The organism is Pandoraea sp. NE5, assembly GCF_024363545.1.
Classification (GTDB): Bacteria; Pseudomonadota; Gammaproteobacteria; order Burkholderiales; family Burkholderiaceae; genus Pandoraea; species Pandoraea cepalis.
The window spans coordinates 4,238,624-4,259,430 of sequence record NZ_AP025517.1 but is presented as its reverse complement, the minus strand read 5'-3'; the positions used below and the strand labels follow the sequence as shown (position 1 = coordinate 4,259,430).

Annotated in this window: 15 protein-coding genes; 10 read left to right on the top strand and 5 right to left on the bottom strand. The window is 64.1% G+C overall.

Features of this window, described 5'->3' with window-relative positions:
* The first annotated feature begins 139 nt into the window (after positions 1 to 139).
* From PanNE5_RS19315 to PanNE5_RS19300, 4 genes are all read left to right on the top strand, one after another.
* Positions 140 to 1,354 carry an ABC transporter substrate-binding protein gene (locus tag PanNE5_RS19315; RefSeq protein WP_150549775.1) on the top strand — a complete coding sequence of 405 codons (1,215 nt, stop codon included), beginning with the start codon at positions 140 to 142 and terminating at the stop codon, positions 1,352 to 1,354.
* Positions 1,355 to 1,582: 228 nt separating this feature from the next.
* The gene (locus PanNE5_RS19310) at positions 1,583 to 2,461 is read left to right on the top strand and encodes a branched-chain amino acid ABC transporter permease (RefSeq protein ID WP_261938655.1); all 879 of its coding nucleotides are present in this window, start codon (positions 1,583 to 1,585) and stop codon (positions 2,459 to 2,461) included.
* Between the two features lie 110 nt (positions 2,462 to 2,571).
* A complete protein-coding gene (locus PanNE5_RS19305; RefSeq protein WP_051060217.1) occupies positions 2,572 to 4,452 on the top strand; it encodes an ABC transporter permease subunit in 1,881 nt (626 codons plus the stop codon).
* 73 nt (positions 4,453 to 4,525) lie between these two features.
* Positions 4,526 to 5,248, top strand: a complete 723-nt coding sequence (locus PanNE5_RS19300; RefSeq protein WP_017234338.1) for an ABC transporter ATP-binding protein — start codon at positions 4,526 to 4,528, stop codon at positions 5,246 to 5,248.
* Positions 5,249 to 5,268: 20 nt separating this feature from the next.
* Here the strand turns inward: PanNE5_RS19300 and PanNE5_RS19295 are convergent, their stop codons facing one another.
* Entirely contained in the window at positions 5,269 to 6,402 is a 1,134-nt protein-coding gene (locus PanNE5_RS19295) for an NAD(P)H-dependent flavin oxidoreductase (RefSeq protein ID WP_261938654.1), read from the bottom strand.
* A 165-nt stretch (positions 6,403 to 6,567) separates the two neighbouring features.
* Complete coding sequence (locus tag PanNE5_RS19290; protein WP_017234340.1) at positions 6,568 to 7,689, bottom strand: site-specific integrase; 1,122 nt, start codon at positions 7,687 to 7,689, stop codon at positions 6,568 to 6,570.
* Between the two features lie 177 nt (positions 7,690 to 7,866).
* Between PanNE5_RS19290 and PanNE5_RS19285 the strand changes: the two genes are divergently transcribed.
* Entirely contained in the window at positions 7,867 to 8,892 is a 1,026-nt protein-coding gene (locus PanNE5_RS19285; protein WP_261938653.1) for a DNA-binding protein, read from the top strand.
* A 58-nt stretch (positions 8,893 to 8,950) separates the two neighbouring features.
* Here PanNE5_RS19285 and PanNE5_RS19280 read toward each other — a convergent pair whose 3' ends face one another.
* Positions 8,951 to 10,492: a PLP-dependent aminotransferase family protein gene (locus tag PanNE5_RS19280; RefSeq protein ID WP_261938652.1), complete on the bottom strand. Its 1,542-nt coding sequence runs from the start codon at positions 10,490 to 10,492 to the stop codon at positions 8,951 to 8,953.
* Positions 10,493 to 10,678: 186 nt separating this feature from the next.
* Here PanNE5_RS19280 and PanNE5_RS19275 point away from each other — a divergent pair, with 186 nt between their 5' ends.
* Both PanNE5_RS19275 and PanNE5_RS19270 read left to right on the top strand, forming a co-directional pair.
* Entirely contained in the window at positions 10,679 to 11,431 is a 753-nt protein-coding gene (locus PanNE5_RS19275; protein ID WP_017234343.1) for an SDR family oxidoreductase, read from the top strand.
* A 39-nt stretch (positions 11,432 to 11,470) separates the two neighbouring features.
* A complete protein-coding gene (locus PanNE5_RS19270; protein ID WP_017234344.1) occupies positions 11,471 to 11,875 on the top strand; it encodes a cupin domain-containing protein in 405 nt (134 codons plus the stop codon).
* 94 nt (positions 11,876 to 11,969) lie between these two features.
* Here PanNE5_RS19270 and PanNE5_RS19265 read toward each other — a convergent pair whose 3' ends face one another.
* A complete protein-coding gene (locus PanNE5_RS19265; RefSeq protein ID WP_261938651.1) occupies positions 11,970 to 14,090 on the bottom strand; it encodes a putative bifunctional diguanylate cyclase/phosphodiesterase in 2,121 nt (706 codons plus the stop codon).
* 519 nt (positions 14,091 to 14,609) lie between these two features.
* Here PanNE5_RS19265 and PanNE5_RS19260 point away from each other — a divergent pair.
* Together PanNE5_RS19260 and PanNE5_RS19255 are read left to right on the top strand one after the other, a co-directional pair.
* Positions 14,610 to 16,109 (top strand): DUF2252 domain-containing protein, encoded by a 1,500-nt coding sequence (locus PanNE5_RS19260; RefSeq protein WP_261938650.1) that lies wholly within the window; start codon positions 14,610 to 14,612, stop codon positions 16,107 to 16,109.
* Positions 16,110 to 16,262: 153 nt separating this feature from the next.
* Complete coding sequence (locus tag PanNE5_RS19255; RefSeq protein WP_261938649.1) at positions 16,263 to 19,346, top strand: transglycosylase domain-containing protein; 3,084 nt, start codon at positions 16,263 to 16,265, stop codon at positions 19,344 to 19,346.
* Positions 19,347 to 19,361: 15 nt separating this feature from the next.
* Here the strand turns inward: PanNE5_RS19255 and PanNE5_RS19250 are convergent, their stop codons facing one another.
* Positions 19,362 to 19,574 carry a DUF2061 domain-containing protein gene (locus PanNE5_RS19250; RefSeq protein WP_083902323.1) on the bottom strand — a complete coding sequence of 71 codons (213 nt, stop codon included), beginning with the start codon at positions 19,572 to 19,574 and terminating at the stop codon, positions 19,362 to 19,364.
* Positions 19,575 to 20,307: 733 nt separating this feature from the next.
* On the opposite strand from PanNE5_RS19250, the gene PanNE5_RS19245 reads away from it, so the two are divergent.
* Positions 20,308 to 20,661, top strand: a complete 354-nt coding sequence (locus PanNE5_RS19245; protein ID WP_017234350.1) for a BON domain-containing protein — start codon at positions 20,308 to 20,310, stop codon at positions 20,659 to 20,661.
* Positions 20,662 to 20,807 lie beyond the last annotated feature (146 nt).

The window sequence follows — 20,807 nt, the reverse complement described above, 5'->3', positions numbered from 1 at the left end:
ACACGAATTACAACATCGGGGGGATGCGGCGGGGGGAAGTCGACTCGCGCGTCGCGCATTCTACGGCAGGGCCTGCGACATCAGGAAATCGCAGCAGAAAAGCGTCATATCGAAACGCATCGCACCGAAGGAGACCCTTATGCAATTCCGATTCAAGGTCATGGCTGGCGCCGTGGCATTTGCCCTGTCCGCCTCGATGGCTGTGGCGGCCGATCCGATCAAGATTGGCGTATCCGGCCCGTTCACCGGCGGCTCGTCGTCGATGGGCGTTTCCATGCGCGACGGCGTGCGTCTCGCCGCATCGGAAATCAACAAGTCGGGTGGCGTGCTGGGCCGCCAGATCGTGCTGGTCGAGCGCGACGAAGAAGCGAAGAACGAGCGCGGCGTGCAGGTCGCGCAGGAACTGATCAACAAGGAAAAGGTGGTCGCGACCGTCGGCTTCATCAATACCGGCGTGGCGCTTGCCTCGCAGCGTTTCTATCAAGACGCCAAGATTCCGGTGTTCAACAACGTGGCGACGGGTACGGTCATCACCCAGCAATTCAAACCGCCTCAGTACGCCGATAACTATGTCTTCCGCAACTCGGCCAAGGACAGCATCCAGGCGCCGATGATCGTGGAAGAGGCGATTACGCGCCGTGGCTTCAAGAAGCCGGCGATTCTCGCGGACTCGACCAACTACGGCCAGCTCGGCCGCGAGGATCTGGAAAAGGCGCTCGCCGCCAAGGGCATCAAGCCGGTGGCCGAAGAGAAGTTCAACATCAAGGACGTCGACATGACGGCCCAGTTGCTCAAGGCCAAGCAGGCCGGCGCTGACGTCATCCTCACGTACGGCATTGGCCCGGAACTGGCGCAGATCGCCAATGGCATGGCCAAGCTCGGCTGGAAGCTGCCGCTGGTCGGTAGCTGGACGCTCGCGATGTCGAACTACATCGACAACTCGGGGGCGAACGGCGAAGGTGCCCGTATGCCGCAAACGTTCATTCAGGAGCCCAACACGCCCAAGCGCAAGGCCTTCATCGACGCGTACCTGGCCATGTTCAAGCCGAAGAACAACCGCATCGACTCGGCGGTGTCGGCGGCGCAGGGCTACGACTCGGTCTACCTGCTGGCCGCGGCCATCAAGCAAGCCGGCAGCACGGACGGCCCGAAGGTGCGCGCCGCGCTCGAAGACCTGAAGGCGCCGGTCGACGGCGTGGTCACGACCTACGATCACCCGTTCACGCATGACGATCACGACGCCATCACCGCCAATATTCCGGTGATGGGCGAAGTGAAGGGCGGCCGTGTCGTGTATGCCTACGACAGCGATCTGAAGGCGGGCAGCAAGGTCCGCGAGAAGGCTGCGAAGTAACTCGCCCTCCCACCCCCTTGCATTTCGGTTGCGCTTTGCAGCCATGACGGATGAACAACGGCGCGCGTTGCTTGCGATCCGGGCCCCTGGCAACGGGGTGTCCGGGGGCAGCGCGCGCGCCGTCTGCTCAACCGGGCCATGCACCGGCACTCGGGACCGGCGCGCGGCACACGTCTCGAATACCTCCCGTGCATCGCTCGTAGGCTCGCACTCGCGAGAGAGGACCGCATGACCATCCTGATTCAACTCATCTACAGCGGTATCGCGCTGGGGATGATCTACGCCGTGATCGCCTTCGGTTACCAACTGACGTTCGCGACGTCCGGCACGCTGAACTTCGGCCAGGGCGAATCGCTGATGCTCGGCGCACTGGTCGGCCTGACACTGGTCGATACCCTGGGTCTGAATTACTGGCTGATGATCCCCATCGTCTGCCTGTTCGGTCTCGTGCAAGGGGCGCTGGTCGAGCGCGTCGGCGTGAAGCCTGCCTTGCGGATCAAGTCGGAGTTCGGCTGGATCATGTCGACGATCGCGTTGGGCATCATCTTTCGTAACGTCGCGGAAAACGTTTGGGGACGCGACGATCTCAAGTTTCCTTCGCCGCTGCCCGAGTCGCCCATCCACCTGTTCGGCGCAAACGTGTTGCCGATGGAGCTGCTCGTCGTGGTCGGCGCGCTGCTCATGATGGCCGCCGTCGAGTTCTTCAACCGGCGCTCGATTTATGGCAAGGCGGTGGTGGCCACGTCCAACGACCGCGACGCCGCCGGTCTCATGGGCATCAACACCAGTCTGGTCATCACGTTCTCGTATGCGCTGTCGTCCATGGCGGCCGCGTTTGCGGGCGTGCTCGTCGCCCCGCTCACGCTCACCGGCGCCACGATGGGCGCGGTGCTCGGGCTCAAGGCGTTCGCCGTGGCGATTATCGGCGGACTGTCGAGCGGGATGGGCATGCTCGTGGGTGGCGTGATTCTCGGCATCGCCGAGACGACGACCGCGTTCTACATTTCGACCGGCTACAAAGACGTGCCGGGTCTCGTACTGCTGCTGCTCGTGCTGGCCGTGAAGCCGGCGGGCCTGTTCGGCAAGACCGCCATCAAGAAGGTGTAACCATGACCGCTCAGACCTCCACCGCACGCGGGGCCCGCGATCTCGGCGGCCTGCGCGTGACCACGACGCTGGCTGCCATCGTGGGCATCGTTGCGCTGTTCGGTTTTCCGATGGCCATCGGCAATCCTTATTACATCCACATGATCGAGACGATCATGATCTACGCGATCCTGCTGTTCGGGCTGGATATCGTCGTGGGTTACACCGGGCAGGTGTCGCTGGGCCATGCGGGCCTGTTCGGCATCGGCGCCTACGTGGCGGGGGTGTTCTTCACCAAGCTCGGACTCACGCTCTGGCTCGCGCTTCCGGCCTCGATCCTGATTACGGCCGCGTTCGGCGCCGTGCTCGCTTTGCCCGCGCTACGGGTCATCGGCCCGTATCTGGCGATGGTGACGCTCGCGTTCGGCACCATCATCCAGATTCTCATCAACGAGATGGATTTCCTGACCGACGGGCCCATGGGCATCACGCTCACGAAGCCACTCGTCGGGGGGCATCCGATCAATGAGACCGAGTACTACTGGCTGGTGGCCGCGTTGCTGCTGGCGAGCATGCTCGTGGCGCACCGGATTCTCAAGTCGCATCTCGGGCGGGCCTTCGAGGCGTTGCGGGATTCACCGGTGGCGTCGGACTGCATGGGCGTGTCGGTGTATCGCTACAAGGTGTATGCGTTCGTGATCAGCGCCGGATTCGCCGGCCTGGCGGGCAGTCTGTACGCCTACTCGGAGCAGTACATCTCGCCGAACACGTATAACTTCGAGCTGACGATCCTGTTCCTGCTCGCCGTCATCATGGGCGGGCGCAAGACGCGCAGCGGCGCGTTGTTAGGCGCGGCGATCGTCGTCTTGTTGCCGCAATTGCTCGACGACATCGGCACCTTCCGAATCGTCGCGACAGCCATCGCCGCGGTGACCGCCGTCGTGGCGGTGACCGCCATCGCCCGCGGGCGCACCTCGCTCGCCAAGGCGGCGGTGCCGATCGTGGGGACGGCGGCCCTGGCCGGCGTAACCTGGTGGCGCGACAGCATCACCGACTGGCGCCTGACGATCTTCGGGCTGATGATTCTATTTGTCGTGTACTACCTGCCGGACGGCATCATCGGCTTCGTGCGCTCGCGCATTCTGCATCGCCGTCGCACGTTGACCGTCTCGGCCACGCAAATCGACGAGTCGGTCGACGGCGAGCGCGACCCGGTCCTGACAGCGGCGGCGGGCGGTCCCGACGAACTGCTCAACGTGCGCCAGTTGCTCATGCAGTTCGACGGCCTGAAAGCGCTCAATCAAGTGGATCTGAGTGTGAAGCGCGGCACCATTCACGGGTTGATCGGCCCGAACGGCTCGGGCAAGAGCACGATGATGAACGTGCTCACGGGCATTTACGTGCCGACGGCGGGCAGCATCGAGTTCGCGGGTCAGTCGCTTGCGGGGCGCTCGTCGTCGGATATTGCGCTCTCGGGCGTGGCCCGTACGTTCCAGAACGTGCAGTTGTTCGGCGAAATGACGGCGCTGGAAAACGTGCTCGTCGGCTTGCATCACACGTTCGGCGCGACGCTGATCGATGTATCGCTGCGTCTGCCGCGTTACAAGCGCGAGGAAGGGGCGGCACGGGCGCGGGCGATGCGACTGCTCGACTTCGTGGGGCTGGCGTCGCTCGCCGACGAGGAGGCGCGCAACCTGCCGTATGGGAAGCAGCGTCTGCTCGAAATCGCGCGCGCACTGGCACTCGATCCGCGTCTGCTGTTGCTTGACGAGCCGGCCGCCGGTCTGACGGCCCCCGACATTCGTGAATTGCTCACGATCATCCGCAAGATTCGCGACCACGGTATTACGGTCATCCTGATCGAGCACCACATGGACGTGGTGATGAGCACGTGCCAGACGGTCTCCGTGCTCGACTTCGGACAGAAGATCGCCGAGGGCCTGCCGGCGCAGATCCAGGCCGATCCGAAGGTGATCGAAGCGTATCTGGGCGGCGCATCGACGGCGCACTGACGACATTCGCGCATGCGGCGCACGGCGGGGACGATGCCCTGCGCCGCAGCCACGACGGACAAACGGAACCACTATGCTTTCCATTCGTAATCTGCAAGCCGGCTACGGCAAGGTGCAGGTGCTGCACGGCATCGACATCAATGTGCCGAGCGGCCAGGTCGTCACACTCATCGGATCGAACGGCGCGGGCAAGACGACGACCATGCGTGCCGTGTCCGGCATGATCAAGCCGACGGCAGGCGAGATCACGCTGGGTGACAAGCGTATCGACGGACTCGACTCGCATCGCATCGCCAAGCTTGGCCTGGCGCACTCCCCCGAAGGCCGACGCGTGTTCTCGACCATGTCGGTGATGGACAACCTGCGCCTGGGTGCCTTTCCGCGTCTGACCGGTAGCCGCCCACGCGGCGATGTGGCGGCCGATCTGGAGCGCGCGATGGACCTGTTCCCGCGTCTGAAAGAGCGGCGTAATCAGTTATCCGGCACGCTGTCGGGCGGCGAGCAGCAAATGCTCGCCATGGCCCGCGCGGTGATGCTGCGCCCCGATATCGTACTGCTCGACGAGCCGTCGATGGGGCTGGCGCCGATCCTGGTCGACGAGGTCTTCCGCATTATCAGCAACCTGAAGTCGGAGGGCGTGACGATGCTGCTCGTGGAGCAGTTCGCCGCGGCCGCGCTGGCCGTGGCCGACTATGGCTACGTGCTGGAGAACGGCCAGATTTCCGTGCACGGCCCGGCGGAAAACCTGCGCAACGACGACAAGGTGCGCGCCGCTTATCTCGGCGGCAGTCACTGACCTTTGCCGGCGTACCTCGCTCAGTAGGTGGCGGAAAGCTCGCGTAGCGTGTTGAACGTCTCGCGCAGTTCGGTCCGTAGCGTGGCCACGAGGTCGGCGGCGGGCATGGCGCGAGCCAGCGGTGCCGCCTGACCGGCCCACTGGGCCGCGTAATCGCTGTTGCCCTTGGCCTTGGCGGCGGCGTTGATCGCCTTGCCTGCGTCATACGTCACCGGATAGGCGGGCAGGTCGGGGCGGTCGGCTGCTTGCTCCAGCGCATAGAGGCGGTTCACGAAGCCGCGGGCCGGACGCCCGGAGATCGCACGAATCAAGGCGGTTCGCGGCGCAGCGCCGCCGGTCAGCCGTTCGCGGTAGGCCGCATCGGCCGACGATTCGGGGCATGGGACAAAGGCAGTCCCGAGTTGAGCGGCCTGCGCACCCAGCGCGAGGGCCGCAGCGATGCCCGCGCCGTCCATGATGCCGCCGGCGGCAATCACCGGCACCGACGTGTGTGTGACGATCAGCCGCACCAGCGCCAGCGTGCCCAGTTGCTCGTCATCGGTCGGCACACGGTCGCCGAGATCTTCAAAGCGGCCACGATGACCGCCTGCCTCATACCCTTGCGCAACGATAGCGTCGACCCCCGCAGCCTCGATCGTCTTGGCTTCCGCCAGGTTCGTCGCCGAGGCGAACAGCACGATGCCCGCGGCGTGCAGTGCATCGATTCTCTCCTGCGACGGCAGTCCGAAATGGAAGCTGACCACGGCCGGGCGTTCTTCCAGAAGCATGGCAAACATGGCGTCGTCGGCCGCAAAGGTCTTGTAGATCTCGCCGAGCGTGGTCGGCGGCGCGGCGTCGAAACGCGCGAACTCCGGGGCGAGATACGCCAACCAGGCGGCGTCGCGCGACGCGTCGAGCGTGGCGGGCGCATGGCAGAACACGTTGACGTTGAACGGCTTGCGCGTCAGGGTGCGCGTATCGTGAATGGCCTTGCGAGCGGCGTCGGCATTCATCGCGGCGACACCGATTGAGCCGAGCCCGCCCGCGTTGGAGACGGCCGCCGCGAGGGCGGGGGTGGACGTGCCGGCCATCGGGGCCTGAACGATCGGCGTCGACAGGCCGAGTCGTTCTATGAGTGCGCGGTGGCGGGATTGCGAGACGGTGGAGCTTGACATGACGATCTGCACCTTTGAGTGTTCGGTAGGGGGAAACCGGACCCGTCGCAGCAGGGAGTAGATTCACTATGGCATACACACGGGGCGACAAAAGATATCACTAAAATGTATCTTTATGTCGACCACCCGCAGCATCGGCGGGGGCATTGGCTCGCGATATCGGGGTCACGCTTTGGGGCCCGCACGTTCGCCGGGGCCTTCGTGGGTTCCGCCCGTATCTTCGGCGCCCATCAGATCGGCGGCGCGCGAGCGCTGCATATCGGCCCGCCTGAAGTAGCCGATGACGGTCGCCACGCTCGTATGTCCCGTCATCGACATGGTTTCGGCCAGTGGCACCTGCTGAAGCGCGGCCTCGGTGACGAAGCCGGCGCGCAGCGAGTGGGCGGAGAAGTCGCCCTCGAGACCGGCGAGTGCGCATCGCTCGCGCACGATGTCGCGCACGGCGGCCTCGGAGAGCGGTTCGCCCACGTGACCGCCGCGTCGAACGCGCCGAAAGATCGCCCCTTCCGTGATGTCCGCCGCCGTCAGCCAATCCGTGAGCGCCACGGCCGCCGCACCCGTGACCGGTTTTTCGTTCTCGGGCAGGTCTGCGCCCTGCTGATTCGTCTTCGACCAAGCGAGCGTGTAGACGTAATGGTCGGGTCCGCTGCGCCGCACGTTCTCGCATGTCGCCCGTACGACTTCCGAGCGCCTGCGGCCGCCGCTCGCCCATGCGAACAGCAATAGCGCGCGATCGCGTTTGCCTCGCAGGGTGTCGTCGCAGGTTGCCAATAGCGCACGCAAAGGCTCGCGCGTCAGTGCCTCTTTTTTTGCCGTGCGAACGCCCCGTTTTGCATAGGCGCGACGCGTCTTTGCCAGCAGTTCGCGCACCGCCGGTTCCGCGCACGGGTTCGGCAGGTGGTGCGACGTGTGCAGCTTGGCGATGACGCTCAACCGGTGGAGCAGTGTGGCGAGCGCCGGTGGCCCCACACGGGCCTTGAGGCCTTGAGCGACGAGTGCGGCGTCGAGTGCGTCTGGCATCTCGGTTCTGAGACCGTGCTTGCCTTGATGCAGCGCATGATCGACCACGAACTGCACGATCACGGCGACCGGCAGCGGCGCGACGAGCGCCTGCCCGTACCTCAGGCGATACCAGCCCATCCAGTAGCGCATGGCCGATTGATAGCTCTGACGCGTGTTCTGCGAGTCGCCTTCCCGGGCGAGCGATTGTGCCGCATTGAGCGCGTCGTCATGGAGCGTCGCCGGATTTCGCGGTGGGGGCAGACCGAGGGCCGACGCGCCTCCCATTGCTGCGCTGGGCGCCGATTCGGCCGGCCACGGTCGCGTGGGTGTTATTTTTTTACCGGACATATGATTTAATATGTAATATGTACTAAATATAATCAAATCAGCAAATAGATAACGATAATCTTCCATTATCGTGGGTTATTTGGCAATGCCCTCGATATTCAGGAGCGCTACGTGATGACTACGCCTCAAACCCCGACGTCCGCCATGTCCACGCCGTTGCCGCGGCAAGGCGGGCGAGGTATTTCGGCGCACGACGTCTGGACGGCGGCCGATACGTTGTTGATGGCGGGGCAGCGCCCGACCATCGAGCGAATTCGTCAGCAGTTGGGGCGCGGCTCGCCCAATACCGTGAGCCCTTATCTGGATGCGTGGTTCGCCGGACTGGGGGCGCGCTTGCAAGGCGCGACGGCCGCCGCGCCCGGGTTACCGGATGGCGTGACGATGCCGGAATCGGTGGCGCGTGCCGCGCTCGATCTGTGGGCGCTGGCGTTGAACGAGGGGCGTGCTGCCCTGGCGGAAGACGAAGCGGCGCGGCGCGCAGTGTTGGACGCGCGCGAAGCCGAGCTGGCAGCGGATCGCGAGGCGCTGGAGCAGGCGCGGGCCGTGCTCCACGAGCGCATTGCCGCTGCCGAGATGACGGCGGCGGATGCGCGCCAGGCGAGGGAGGAAGCACAGGCGCAGGCGCGGCGCGCCGAGGCGTTGTTGATTGAGGCGCAAGCCGATGCGGTGGCATCGCGGCAGGCACTGTCGGTGGCGCGTGAGCGTACGCATGCGCTTCAGGAGGAACACGCGGCGCAACGGTCCCATTGGGATGTCGAGCGCACCCGGCTTGGCGAGCGGGCCGAAGCCAATGAACGCCGCTTGATGCTTGAACTGGACGCCGCACGCGAGTCGATCAAGTCGCTGCAGCAGGAGCGCAAACAGGTGCAGCGTCAACTGCAGGATGCCGAAACCGGGCTTGCGGCGATGACCGAGGCACAGCACGCGATGCGGGCCGCGAAGGCACTGCAGGATGCAGTCGTGGCGAGGCTGCGCGAGCAGGTCAGCGCGCAGGAGGCATTGGCGGCAACGTATCAGTCGATGCTGGCCGCGCCGATGACGTTATCGTCCGGGCGCGGCAACCTGTCGGGAAAAAAGCGTCGCGTGAGCCATGCGGGCGTGCCGACAACGTCAGTGTTGCGTCGCGTGCGCCGGCCATGAGACAGGTAGCGCGGGGTGTCTGATATTTGTCGGCATTGGCGAACCGTCGGTCAGCAAGTCAGTCGTCCAGGCATGCGCGCAACGTCTGCGCGAGACGAGTGGCTTCCCCGGCATCGGCGACGTTTGCGAAGCCAAGCACGAGGCCGCGCGGCGTGTGCGGTGTATGCCCGTTCGCATACCAGCTCGAGAGGGGCAACACGGCAAGTCCCGCCTCGCTGGCCCGGGCGGCAACGGCAACGTCGTCGACTGGGCCGTGCGGGCCTTCCGGGAATTGCACCGCGAACTGAATGCCACCGTGCGGCAAATCCAGACGAATTCGCTCGCCGAACGCTTGCGTCAGCGCTTGTGTGATCCAGACGCGCCGCTGTCCGTACAACGTGCGCATTCGCTTCACATGTCGCGCAAAATGGCCTTGCGCCATGAAATCTGCCACGGCCGCCTGCAATAGCGCTGGAGAGCCGGTGTTCATGCTGCACGCCACCCGCGCGACGCGCTCCACGGCACGCTCCGGCACCACCGCGTAAGCGAGCCGCAGGCCGGGGAACATCAGCTTGCTGAGCGTGCCGCAATAGATCACGCGATCGTGCCGATCGAGGCTCTTCAGCGCCGGCAACGGCCTGCCCGAATATCGGAATTCACTGTCGTAATCGTCCTCGATGATCCAGCGAGACGCTTTCTCGGCCCAATTCAGCAGTGCCAGGCGTCTTGCGAGCGACAACGTATGACCCAGCGGGCTCTGGTGCGATGGCGTGACCAGGGCGAAGCGCGCTTCTGGGTCCAGTTGTATGCCGCGCTCTACATCGATCCCCTCATCGTCGACCGGTACGGGGACGAACTGCATGCCGGACTCGGACAGAAAATCGCGCGCGAGCAGATAGCCGGGCTCTTCGAACCACACGCGATCGTTCGGTTTCGCGAGACTGCGCAACACGAGTTCAAGCGTCGCGCGGTAGCCGCCGGTCACGAACACTTGCTCGGGCAGACACGTGACACCGCGAGACAGACCCAGATAGGTGGCAATGCGTTCTCGAAGCGGCCGGTAGCCCATCGGATCCGGGCACGAGAGCATCGCGCGATCGCCGCTGCGCACACGAAGCGAAACCAGTCGACTCCATATCTTGCGGGGAAACGCGTCGAGCGCCGGTTGCCCGGCCTGCAACGGTCGTGGCTCGCCGCTCATTGCGACAGTGATGGACACGTGGGGCGGTGCCGGTCGACTCGGTGACGCGGTTGACGATTTCGCTGGGTCGGCGCGTTCCACGTTCGTTCGTTCCGTGTGCGGCACACCTTGCGGTGTTTGGTGACCTGTTCCGTAAGTCGAATGCACGATTGACGGCGGCAGCGACGGGGAAACAAACGTGCCGGCCGCGCCGCGCATCTGCAGATAACCCTCGTCGACAAGGATCGTATAGGCCAGTTCGACGGTGCCGCGGGCGGTATTCAACTGCGCGCAGAGGCTGCGAAGTGCCGGCACGCGATCTCCAGGACGCAGATGCCCCGCGGCAATCGCCGTCCTGAAACGCTCGCAAATCTGCAGATAGATCGGCTGCGGTCGCTGGCGATCTATCTGAATGTCCAGGGAGGGCGTTCGTGCGGGCATGGGTGTCTCGTGGATGAGGGCGGGCCAAGTTGATTTGGACTAGTCGGATCGATGATTTTTGGCCCTTATTGTTACGACATGATTGTTACATACTGCCCTTAAGCAATGCCATGGCGAGGACACTTCCACGCGATGCCACGCTCAGTACGCGTCTCGCGCGTTCAGTTACCCCTTGGAGAATCTGTCATGAAAATCGTGGTAATCGGTGGTTCGGGCCTGATCGGCTCACGTCTCGTCACCCGGCTCGGCCAGGCAGGCCATCAGGCGCTCGCCGCGTCCCCGCGTACCGGCGTCAACTCCGTGACTGGCGAAGGTCTGGATGCCGCGCTCGTCGGCGCGGATGTCGTGGTGGATGTCACGAACGCACCGTCCTGGGAGCCTCAGGCCGTGCTGGACTTCTTCCGCACCTCGGCTCGCAATCTCGGCAAGGCTGAGGTGGCCGCGGGGGTGCGTCATCATGTTGCGTTGTCGATCGTCGGTACCGACCGCATGCCGGAGAACGCGTATTTCACGGCCAAGGTCGCGCAGGAGGCTGCGATCGAAGCCGCTGGCGTGCCATACACGATTGTGCGCGCCACGCAGTTCATGGAGTTCATCGGCGGCATCGCGGATTTCAGCACGGATGGCGACAGTGTGCGCGTCGGCGACGGGCTGTTCCAGCCGATCGCTGTGGACGACATCGTCGAGATCCTCGCACAGGTGGCGCTCGCGGCGCCGCGTAACGCCACGATGGACATTGCCGGCCCGGACCGCGCGTCGCTGGCGCAGATCATTGCGCGCTATCTGAGCGCGAAGGGCGATGCGCGCCCGGTCGTGACGGATCGTAACGCGCGGTACTACGGCGGCATCGTCGAGGAACTGTCGCTTGTTCCGCTCGGCGACGCGACGATCGGCCGTATCGGTCTCGACCAGTGGCTCGCCCAAACGCGCGAAGGCTGATTTTTCGGGCCGACGAAGGCCCCCCGATGGAGTGAAGTCATGAAACGAATGGTTTTGTTCGGCGCAACGCTGATGTGCCTGTGCCTGATGGGGGTGCGCCCGGTCACGGCCGCGCCCGAGGCGCAGGTGGTGCCGCTGCGTTCGACGCCGTTGCCGGAGTACCCGGGCAAGGAAGTCAAGATGATCGTTGTGGAGTATCCGCCGGGCGCAGTCGACCCCGTGCACCGTCACGACGCGCAAGCGTTTGTGTATGTGCTCGAGGGAAGCATTGTCATGGGCGTCAAGGGGGGCAAAACGGTGACGCTGAAGGCGGGGGATACGTTCCACGAAGGCCCCAACGACATTCATACGGTGGGGCGGAATGCGAGTACCACGCGGCCGGCCAAGTTTGTCGTGTTCCTGATCAAGAAACAGGGCGCGCCGATCCTGACCCCGGTGAAGTAACACGGTCGTTCCAGCCGGTGCCGGCAACCCCGGCGCCACCCCTGCGGCGCCCTTCTTCGGCGCCCCCCGACCGGGCGAGCGCGGATGGCCGCTCTCAGGCCATCGCCGCCGCACCGGAGGCGCCCGGCAGTGCCGATAAGATCCGGGCGAAGGCGTCGCCCGTGACGGGTTTGCCGAGCAGGAAGCCTTGCAGTTCGTCGCAATCGAGGGTCTTGAGCGCCTCGCGCTGCGACGGCGTCTCGACGCCTTCGGCCACCACATCCATATCGAGCGAGTGCGCCAGCGCAATGATGGCGGAGACCACGGCGCTGCCCTCGCGGCCGCAGGTGTCCAGCCCGCTCGTGAAGAAGCGGTCCATCTTCAATTGCTTGACGCGGAAGCGCTGCAAGTACGCCAGACTCGAATAGCCCGTGCCGAAATCGTCGATCGCCACTTCAAAACCCTGCTCGTGGAAGGCTTGGATCACGTCGATCGTGTGCTGGGCGTCGAACATGGCCACCGTCTCGGTGATTTCGAACATGAGCCGGTCGGCGGCGATGCCCGCCTCGCGAACGATCTCCACGATGTTTTCCACCAGTTGCGACTGGGCCATCTGGCGCGGCGAGAGGTTGATCGCGACCTTGACGGGCGGCAGACCCGCGGCGTCCCATTCCTTGATCTGTCGGCAGGTGGCCCGCACGACCCAATAGCCGATCGGCACGATCTGTCCGGTGCGCTCGGCGACGGGGATGAAGTCGGCCGGCTGCAGTTCGCCGAAGGTGGGATGCGACAACCGCAGCAATGCCTCGGCACCCGCCAGCGCCTCGGTGTCGCCCCGGTACTTCGGCTGGAAGTGAAGCGAAAAATACTGCTCGTGTTCCGCGTCGTGCAGCGCCTGCTGGATCTCCCACGTGCGTTGAGCGGCGGCATTCATGCGCGGCTCGAAGTAGCGGAAGATGCCGCGTCCGGCGCGCTTGGCTTCGTACATGGCCGTGTCGGCGTGCTTGAGCAGCATGTCGATGGTATCGCCATCGTCCGGAAACACGGCGATGCCGATGCTGGGCATGACGTGCAGCGATTGATTGCCCACGCGAAGTCCGTCGCGCATATCGTCGAGCAGGCGTTGCGCCACGCGCCCCGCGACCGCAGGTGACGACAGGGAGCCCAGCAGCACCACGAACTCGTCGCCGCCGAGTCGGGCGACCACATCGTCGCCATTGACGTTTTTGCGAAGCCGTTTGGCGAACGCGCGCAATACGTCGTCGCCCACGTTGTGGCCAAGCGAGTCGTTGATGGTCTTGAAGCCGTCCAGATCCATGAACAGCACCGCGAAACGGCGCTCGTCGCGACGCGAGTTCACGAGCATGCGCGCAGCGGAGTCATGCAGGGCGCGACGATTGGGCAGATCGGTCAGCGCATCGTAGGTCGCCATTCTCGCGATCTGCGAGTTCAGCTGCAGAACGGAGTTCGCCAGGAAACTCGTGCGGGCGTCCAGGCGCGAGACGAGCAGGGTGGTGACGAGCATCAGGAAGGTGAACAGGCTGACGGTCGTGACCAGCCACGGGGAGCTAACCCCGCCCGCCGCGCCACAGATGGCGCCCGGCATAAAGTTGGCCGCCGACATGCCGGTGTAGTGCATGGCGGTGATCGCCAGTCCCATGACCCCAGCGGCGCCGATGCGTTTGGCCATAACGTAACGCAGACTGCCGTCGCGCAGCGTGCGCGCAATCCACAGTGCCGCCGTGGCCGCCGCCATCGCGATCAGGATCGAGGCGGCAAAGCGTGCTGGATCGTACTCGATGCTCGGATACATCTTCATGGCCGCCATGCCGGTGTAGTGCATGGCCGCGATCCCGAGGCCGAGCGTGACACCTGCGGTGACCAGCCGGCGCTTGGTGAAGCGCTCGCGGGCGACCAGCCAGAGCGCCGCCCACGAGATAACGACGGCAATGCCGAGCGAGGCCGCGGTAATGACGGGGTCGTATCCTAGCGCGAGGTTGGCGTGCGAACCCAGCGGCGCCCCGAACGGCGCGAGCGACAGCGCGAGCATGCCGATGAAATGCATCGACCAGATACCGATGCCCATCGCGGCCGCGCCCACGGCGAGCCACGCGTGACGCATGCCGCGGTGCGTCAGGAGATAGATGCGACCCGAAAGGTCGAGTGCGGTGTACGACGCAAGCACGGCAACCGCGAGCGATAGTGCGACGAGCCAACCACTGTACGAACTGGACATATGAGAACCGACCGAAAAGTCCTGCTTAACTGGTTATCGGCAAGGACGGCCGATAGTTGAGGGGCACGTAGGAATGTTTCCGACAGCGCTCGGCCGATTGGGTCGGGTGGCGCGTGAGCGGGGGACTTCGCCGACGTCCGGGCGCGTCGTGCCGACGCTCGACACTGCCGATATCATGGGGAATAATCCGTCCATGCCCGTCTTGAGCCGTGTCGTGGGTGGAGACCCGGCACGCGGCGTCGCGTGCATCAGCTGCATCACCTGCGCCCCTCTTGGGCGGCCAACCGCCAGAATCACGAAGTCTCGGACATGACACGCGTATGACATCGGGTGCCGGCGGGCGGTAGATTACGGCAGCCCTCAATTTTGCCTGATTTCCGCGGGATTTCCTCGCGCCGCGTCAATTTTGATAGTTAAATGCCCCGCTGGCACCGTGAAAAGTGCCGGCTTGCGGCGCGCTCACCCGTGCCGGTGGCGTGTGTGGAATGGTTGCGGCATTGCACGAACAGGGAGCCAGTCATGCCCGCTAAATTGTCGTCTGCCTCGCGCTCGGCCACGGCCAGCCCCGCCGCATCTTCCGCCGCGTTTCCGGTCGCAACATCGCCCACCGTTCCCGTCGTGCCGTTCGAAGCCCGCATTGCTGCCGGGCGCAAGCTGCGCGACACCACACCGCGTGGTAGCCACGCGCATGTCGGTAACGTCGACCGAGACGTTGTGGAACTGCTGCGAACCAGCAGCGAGGGACGCGTCGATGCGCTCGTGCCGTTGCGCTACGGACGCATGCTCGCGTCGCCCTTCGCTTTCTATCGGGGCAGCGCCATTGTCCAGGCCCACGATCTGGCGGGTACCCCGCACACCGGTCTCACGCTCCAGATCTGCGGCGATTGCCATCTGGCCAACTTCGGCGGCTTTGCCACACCGGAGCGCACCCTGATCTTCGATCTGAACGATTTCGACGAGACCGCGCTTGGACCTTGGGAGTGGGATCTAAAGCGCTTGTGCGCCAGCCTGGTACTGGCCGCCCGCCAATTCGGCTTCGGCGATACGCTGGGCGTCGAGATGGTGCGCACGGCGGTACAGACGTACGCGCGGCGCCTGAATGAATACGCCCACATGCCGACGATTGCGTTATGGCATGAGCAGGTGACGTTCGAGCGCATGCTCGACCTCGCTCAAAGCGAGCGCGTGCGCGAGGGCGTGAAACGCGGCATTGCGCGCGCCACCGGGCGCACGCATGAAAACGTGCTTCCCAAGTTTGCCCAGCAGGTGGGCGATCATTGGCAGATTCGTGATGCACCACCGAGCATTTTCCATGTGCACGGCGCCACCACGCTGTTCGGCACGGAAGACGACTGGCTCGGCCTGGGCGATTGGCGCACGCTGTTCGCCCCCGTCTACAAGAGCTATCTGAACTCGCTCTCGCCCGATCGTGCGCTCATGTTGTCGAGCTACACGCAGGAGGATCTGGCGTTCAAGGTCGTGGGTGTCGGTAGCGTCGGCACCCGGTGTCTGGTGTTGCTGATGATGGATACCCACGAGCAACCGCTCTTCCTGCAGTTCAAGGAGGCGTCGAAGTCGGTCGTCTCGCGCTTCTTCAAAAGCGCCTCGTCGAAGCACGACGGGCGTCGCGTCGTGGAGGGGCAGCGACTGATGCAGGCGGCCTCCGACGCCTTTCTGGGCTGGGGCAGCGGCCCGTTCGGGCGCAGCGTGTATGGACGTCAACTGCGCGACATGAAGGTGTCGGCGCAATTCGAGCTGTTTCGCGCCGACGGCTTCCGTGAGTACGCCGGGCTTTGCGGATGGGTGCTGGCGCGCGCGCACGCCAAAGCGGGCGGTTGTGCGGCTGAGCTGGTTGGGTATGTGGGCAAAGGCAACCGGCTCGCGCAAGCGTTGGTCCATTACGCGACCGATTACGCCGACCAGATCGAACGCGACTACGAGGTGTTCAGAAAGGCGTGTCGTGACGGTCAGCTAGAGGCGCGCACCGATGCCGACATGGCCGCCGATTTCATTGCGTGAGCCGAACGGGGGCGATGCAGGCTTCCCCCAATGCATCGGCGATCGGGCGTGACTAAACTACTATTGACAAGCGCGAATTCACAAGCGCGACACTAGGTACGCTGGACGTCCACCGCCACGCATGCTTGCATGCGGGCGTCCTCCGGAACTGACATGAACCGCCCGCCCGCCAATTCGACGTTGCGCGCAGTAGCGACAAAGCCGTTTGGCATACGTCTGAAATGGCTTCTCTTGCTTGCGGCCGCGTCACTGTGCGCCATCGGGGTCTATTTCGTGGCACGCGAGATGCAGACTTCGCGCCTCCAGGCGAAGTACTTTGCGGCACTTGACCGCCAAGTTTCCTTCAGGGTTGCGCAAGGCCCGAGCGACACCATCCGCTTCCCTTCCCACGGCGGTCCCTACGACCTGCGCATGGGCTATGAGCGACTACCCGAGTTTGCCGCTCGCCTCACCGCACGTGGCTTCGTCGTCACCGCTCAGGCGCGCGACTCGGCCACGATGGCCCGCATCGCAGACCAGGGACTCTTCGTTCCCTACGAGGAAAAGGCTCAAGCCGGTCTTCGGCTCTTCGACGCGAGCGGCGCGCCGCTTTACGGGGCGCGCTACCCGTTGCGCACCTACGCCAATTTCGACGCCGTACCACCGGTTGTTGCCGATGCGCTGACCTTCATCGAAGACCGATCACTGCTCGATGCTGCTGAACCGTACCTCAATCCCGCGATCAACTGGAAGCGCTTCTCGCTCGCCGTCATTGATCTGGCACTCAAACACGTGCTCCATCACCATGCAATGCCCGGCGGCAGCACGCTCGCAACCCAGATCGAGAAATATCGTCACTCGCCGGGGGGGCGTACCGTCAACCCGTCCGAGAAGCTCCGGCAGATGGTCTCGGCGGCGTTGCGCGCCTATCTCGGCGGTGAGCGGACGCTCCCGGCACGCCGCAGGATCGTCGTCGCCTACCTGAATACGGAGCCGCTTGGTGCGCAGCCAGGCATCGGCGAGATCGAAGGCATTGGCGACGGGCTCGTGGCCTGGTACGGCCGCGACTTCGACGAGGCGAACCATCTGCTCGCAGCGCTCGACACGGACGCTCGAGGTCAAACCGGGGCGCCTGTCACCGGCGGACTCACCAACGAAGCGCTCGCATTCAAGCAGGTGCTCTCACTCCTGATCGCGCAACGCGCACCGTCGTATTTCCTTACACGGAACAATGCAGCGCTCGAGACGCTGACGAACAGTTACCTGCGGCTGCTTGCCGACAACCACGTCATCTCGGCGCGGCTGCGCGACGCCGCGCTCGGTCAGCCCCTGCAGGTACGGCACGGTTTGGCTACCGCGCAGGCAATCCCGTTTGCCAAACGTAAGGCGATTTCGGTATTGCGCGCGCATTTGCTCGAGACACTCGGCCTCAAAAATACCTACGCGCTCGATCGCCTCGACCTCACTGCCAGCTCGACACTCGCCGATGCGCTCGAGCAAGCTGTCAGCAAGCAGCTTGCGCGTGCACAAACGGTGGCTGGCGCGCAGCAGGCCGGCCTCTATGGCTTCGAGATGCTTCGCCCCGGCGACGATCCTGCGAAGATCGCCTTCAGCTTCTCGCTCTATGAGCGCCGCCGCGGTGAGAATGTGCTGCGCGTGCAAACCGACACCGTGAACGAGCCGTTCGACATCAACCAGGGTGCCCGCCTCAATCTCGGGTCAACCGCGAAGCTTCGCACCCTCGTCCTGTATCTGCAGATCGTCTCCGATCTCCACGCACACTATGCTTCGCTCACCCCCCCCGAACTCGCGCGCGTGAAGCCCGATGCGCTCGACGCACTGACATCGTGGGCGCTCAACTATCTTGCGCACACGACCGACCACTCGTTGCCGGCGATGCTGGCGGCCGCCGTCGAACGCAAGTACTCGGCCAATCCCGGGGAAGTCTTCCACACCGGCAGCGGCGAACAGGCGTTCTCGAACTTCGAGCCCGCCGACAATGGCCGCATCCTGACCGTGCACGAAGCGTTCCAGCGCTCGGTCAACCTCGTATTCGTGAGGCTCATGCGCGACATTGTCCACTACGAGATGGTCAGGCAGGCGGGGCCGTCGGCGCACTGGCTCACGGATCCGGTGCTGCGGCAGCAGTATCTGACACGCTTTGCCGACGAAGAGAGCCTGACCTTTCTCGACCGCTTCAATAAAAGGTATGCGGGGCTTGCGGCTGACCAGGCGGTGGCGAAGCTTGTCGCGGGGATGCCAAAGTCGCCCGTCAGGCTCGCGGCAGCCCTGCGTAGCGTGGCGCCTGACGGCTCGCCGGCCTGGTTCGAGGGCCAGATGCGCGCGGCGCTGAAGGGCACGCCGGCGGCCTCAATGAGCGCCGAAGAGATGGCGGGGCTATATGCAAAGTACGGACCAGACAAGTTCGACCTGAACGACCGCGCTTATCTTGCGCGCGTGCATCCGGTCGAGCTTTGGCTGCTCGCCTACCTTCGTGCCCATCCGCAAGCCACCGAGAGCGACTTGCGCGACGCGAGCCGCGACGTGCGTCTCGAATCGTACTCGTGGCTCTTCAAGACGCGTTTTCACGCCACCCAAGACCGCCGAATCCGGGAAACGATCGAGCTTCAGGCGTACGCCCCCATCGTGCGCGCGTGGCGCTCGCTCGGCTATCCATTCAAGCGCATCACGCCGTCCTATGGGTGCGCCATCGGCGCCGCGGGTGACCGGCCAGCCGCGCTTGCGACACTCATGGGCATCATCGCCAATGACGGCCGAAAGGTGCAACAGGAAAGCCTGAGTTCGCTCACGTTCGCGGCCGCCACGCCATATGAGACGCATTTTTCCCACGCATTTGACGTGGGGCAGGTCGTGATTTCACCCGCCATCGTCGACGTCGTCCGGGGTCTGCTGCGTGACGTCGTGACGGGCGGCACGGGCAAGCGCCTCGCGGACGGCCTGCCGCTAGGCTCGGGCCGCACGCTCGAGGTTTACGGCAAGACCGGCACCGGCGACCAGCGTTTCAACGTCTATGCACGCGGCGCCAAGCTCATCGAATCGCGCAAGGTCAACCGCACGGCGACATTCGTGTTCATGATCGGAAACCGCTTCTACGGTGTGTTGAGCGCCTATGTGCATGAGCCCTACGCGACACACTATACCTACACCAGCGCGATGGCCGTCCAGCTCCTGAAGTCCCTCGGACCGACACTCGGGCCGCTCGTCGGCAAGACAAGCGTCGATCAACCGCTGCCATGACGAACGAACGCATCGCTACGTTTCAACAATGCCCCACTTGATACGCGCCCAAAGACGCTCGTGAGCCAGGTAACCGACGGACGTGTAGATGTTGCTGATGATCATGAAACCGACCGCGGTGTGAATGGTGCCGGTAAGCAGGTAGAGCGTCCCGAAGTCGAGGCACATGACCAGGCTCCGATACGTAAGCGCCTTGGTTACTGAGCGACGGCTGCTTACGGTTCTCATGATCCATCCCCTTACCGGACGTACGGCTGTGGTTCGTTGACCCTGTGGAGCATCATCGCGATGGTCACGTGGTGGCAGGTCCTGCTATCAGATCGATTTCGCCTCGTACGGAAGGCCTTGTCCAGTGGGAAGCGATGGGTTGCGTGACCATTCATGCCATGAGCCACAACGCCGGGCGTAATGAAGATGGGTTTGTGCATGGCGTTCTGCTGCGGATCAGGAAAATCACGTAACAAGCATAAGTCGACCAATGAAACGCTTGTTGATACCGGTCAATGCCAATTCGCGTTGCCACGCATTCGATATCGGTGCGCCGTGCAACGCGGCACGCCGTCGGTCGACGTAGGGTCCGGTGGAGGACTGCTTCGCAGGAATCGTCCGATGAAGTGATGGAATTGGGACGCGATATTGTCCGAATGCCGCCACTTTTTTCTCTAAATTACATGAGATGTGCGTTTTAAGTAATTGATTATAATAAAAATTAATGAAATGCATTTCAATGCGGCCTCGGTGCTGCATCGTTTGACGGTGTCCGCCTACACATCTTTCGGACTCCGCCGATTCGCCAAACGAGACGGGCTCTCTACAATCGGTTTCAACAGGTCGGGTGCCATTCACCAAAGCACGGACGGCCGTACAGGAGGTTGTCATGGCGAAGCGCATTCCCCCATCACCGATTGCGTCCGTACCGCATGGGACATCCCGCCCAAGGACGGCGGACGAGGAGCACGCGTTGACGCACGAGGACGGTGACGCCGAGACAACCGGCGCGTCGACGCCCGCAGGCGAGCGTCCGACACCCGCGCAACCGCATGAGGCGCAGCAGTCGAGCGATGCGGCAATACGAGACGACATTCGTCGGCGGCTAGCCGTCGTGGCCGACCTCGATATTTCGCACATCGATGTCACGGTGACCTCGGGGCTGGCGCTGCTTACCGGCGATGTACCGGAGCGCTGGATGCAACATGAGGTACAGGCGATCGTCTCGAAAGTGCCCGGCGTGAGCGGCGTCGACAACCGATTGCACGAGCGGCGCACGCAGCCGATGAGCCGTCCCGGAGAAAGTCAGGAGGGTCACAAGATCTGACTCGGGCGACATCGCTTTATGGAGCAAGCGGACATTCGGGCAAACCCTTTACGCAAAAGGTTGCCGGGTGCCGAAGGCAGCGAAAGACTCCCCCGCATTTCAATGCCAGGGAAGGGATCACCTAAGACTCGGTCGCCGCAGGGGTG